The organism is Alkalihalobacillus sp. MEB130, from assembly GCF_032335535.1.
GTDB lineage: Bacteria > Bacillota > Bacilli > Bacillales > Bacillaceae_D > Halalkalibacter.
Genome location: NZ_JAOANA010000054.1, coordinates 1 through 2,061, shown reverse-complemented (window position 1 = coordinate 2,061; position 2,061 = coordinate 1). Strand labels below are relative to the sequence as shown.

General features: G+C 45.9%; 13 tRNA genes and 1 rRNA gene. All 14 read left to right on the top strand.

Annotated features, from left to right (window positions below):
• Positions 1-45: 45 nt before the first annotated feature.
• Positions 46-122: transfer RNA gene (locus N0O92_RS23645), tRNA-Arg, on the top strand.
• Positions 123-136: 14 nt separating this feature from the next.
• Positions 137-213, top strand: a tRNA-Pro gene (locus tag N0O92_RS23640).
• Between the two features lie 169 nt (positions 214-382).
• A tRNA-Gly gene (locus N0O92_RS23635) sits at positions 383-453 on the top strand.
• A 16-nt stretch (positions 454-469) separates the two neighbouring features.
• Positions 470-543 (top strand) — tRNA-Ile (locus N0O92_RS23630).
• Positions 544-549: 6 nt separating this feature from the next.
• Positions 550-624: transfer RNA gene (locus N0O92_RS23625), tRNA-Asn, on the top strand.
• A 6-nt stretch (positions 625-630) separates the two neighbouring features.
• Positions 631-705 (top strand) — tRNA-Glu (locus tag N0O92_RS23620).
• An 8-nt stretch (positions 706-713) separates the two neighbouring features.
• A tRNA-Val gene (locus N0O92_RS23615) sits at positions 714-789 on the top strand.
• Between the two features lie 145 nt (positions 790-934).
• Positions 935-1,008, top strand: a tRNA-Met gene (locus N0O92_RS23610).
• Between the two features lie 8 nt (positions 1,009-1,016).
• A tRNA-Asp gene (locus tag N0O92_RS23605) sits at positions 1,017-1,093 on the top strand.
• A gap of 15 nt (positions 1,094-1,108) precedes the next feature.
• A tRNA-Phe gene (locus N0O92_RS23600) sits at positions 1,109-1,181 on the top strand.
• 6 nt (positions 1,182-1,187) lie between these two features.
• Positions 1,188-1,260: transfer RNA gene (locus tag N0O92_RS23595), tRNA-Thr, on the top strand.
• Between the two features lie 245 nt (positions 1,261-1,505).
• Positions 1,506-1,581: transfer RNA gene (locus tag N0O92_RS23590), tRNA-Lys, on the top strand.
• Positions 1,582-1,598: 17 nt separating this feature from the next.
• Positions 1,599-1,683, top strand: a tRNA-Leu gene (locus tag N0O92_RS23585).
• 312 nt (positions 1,684-1,995) lie between these two features.
• Positions 1,996-2,061 (top strand): 16S ribosomal RNA (locus N0O92_RS23580); the annotation flags it as partial.

Below are 2,061 nucleotides of genomic sequence, written 5' to 3'. Positions count from 1 at the left end.
ACTACCGTGCCGGTTCAAGTCCGGCCCTCGGCACCAATTAAATAAGCGCCCTTAGCTCAGCTGGATAGAGTGTTTGACTACGAATCAAAAGGTCGGGAGTTCGAATCTCTCAGGGCGCGCCATATTATTTCAATTACGGGAAGTGGCTCAGCTTGGTAGAGCACCTGGTTTGGGACCAGGGGGTCGCAGGTTCAAATCCTGTCTTCCCGACCAGATAATGTAATATGCGGGTGTAGTTTAGTGGTAAAACCTCAGCCACGAGCAAAACTTCTGCCGAATAAGCTACGAGTTGTCTCGACGCATTCACTTCTATGAAATTCGAGAAGAGGAAGAGACATGCTAGTGCGGGGATTTAATTTTATGAAAAAAAACAAGTCAATATGCGGGTGTAGTTTAGTGGTAAAACCTCAGCCTTCCAAGCTGATGTCGTGAGTTCGATTCTCATCACCCGCTCTTCTATTTACACTGTGGGCCTGTAGCTCAGCTGGTTAGAGCGCACGCCTGATAAGCGTGAGGTCGGTGGTTCGAGTCCACTCAGGCCCATATTATTCCACAGTAGCTCAGTGGTAGAGCAATCGGCTGTTAACCGATCGGTCGTAGGTTCGAGTCCTACCTGTGGAGCCAAACAATGGCCCGTTGGTCAAGCGGTTAAGACACCGCCCTTTCACGGCGGTAACACGGGTTCGAATCCCGTACGGGTCACCATAAATAGTGGAGGATTAGCTCAGCTGGGAGAGCACCTGCCTTACAAGCAGGGGGTCGGCGGTTCGATCCCGTCATCCTCCACCATTTCTTTAAAATAACGCGGGGTGGAGCATGTAGCGAAACATCGTCGAGTAATCTTCGACATGTCTTAACGCATTTACTTCTAAGTGTTGCTACAAGAGGAAAAGACAACATCATTGAAAAGCATCATCGGTTTACTTTAAAACGACGCGGGGTGGAGCAGCCTGGTAGCTCGTCGGGCTCATAACCCGAAGGTCGGCGGTTCAAATCCGTCCCCCGCAATACCATATGGTCCGGTAGTTCAGTTGGTTAGAATGCCTGCCTGTCACGCAGGAGGTCGCGGGTTCGAGTCCCGTCCGGACCGCCATTTATATAGTATTGTGGCTCAGTAGCTCAGTCGGTAGAGCAATGGACTGAAAATCCATGTGTCGGCGGTTCGATTCCGTCCTGAGCCACCTTTTGCCGGCCTAGCTCAATTGGTAGAGCAACTGACTTGTAATCAGTAGGTTGGGGGTTCAAGTCCTCTGGCCGGCATCGTTTTTTCTTTATTATTATAAGGTATTGTAAATTACTTCATTGATAATATTGAAAAAGTCATTAATTCTTGAATAAATAGCAAGAGTCATTAGCTCAGTTACGAGCAAAGCTTATTGAACTGCTACAAGTTGTTCTGACGCAATCAGCAACAGAGCTTAACTAGTTGAGGAAAGAACAGGTAAAACGACGAAGCGATATATCGTCCATAAGCATCATGAGTTACTTCATTGAATAAACAGCAAGAGCCATTAGCTCAGTTGGTAGAGCATCTGACTTTTAATCAGAGGGTCGAAGGTTCGAGTCCTTCATGGCTCACCATTAGCAATAATTTTTCTGCGGGTGTGGCGGAATTGGCAGACGCGCTAGACTTAGGATCTAGTGTCTTATGACGTGGGGGTTCGACTCCCTTCACCCGCACCATTTATTACCAAGTTGAATTCTTAGAAAAAGGGTTGCGGGTAATAGATGAATCTGATATATTAGTTATTGTCGCTGCTACATGCAGTGTTTTACTTTCGGAAATAGTTGCGTAGAACTAGGTATTGTGATATAATAAATTATGTTGCTCTACTTCTAAAAGTGATGCAGAACATAGTTCTTTGAAAACTGAACAAAAGCCAAGCGAATTAAAGAGATTATATAATCTCGTCAAAGAAATTTACCCGATAGGGAAATTTCATCCTTAATTTATTGCATTGCTAGCGTAATGCGAAATTGAGCTAATCAAACACTTTTATGGAGAGTTTGATCCTGGCTCAGGACGAACGCTGGCGGCGTGCCTAATACATGCAAGTCGAG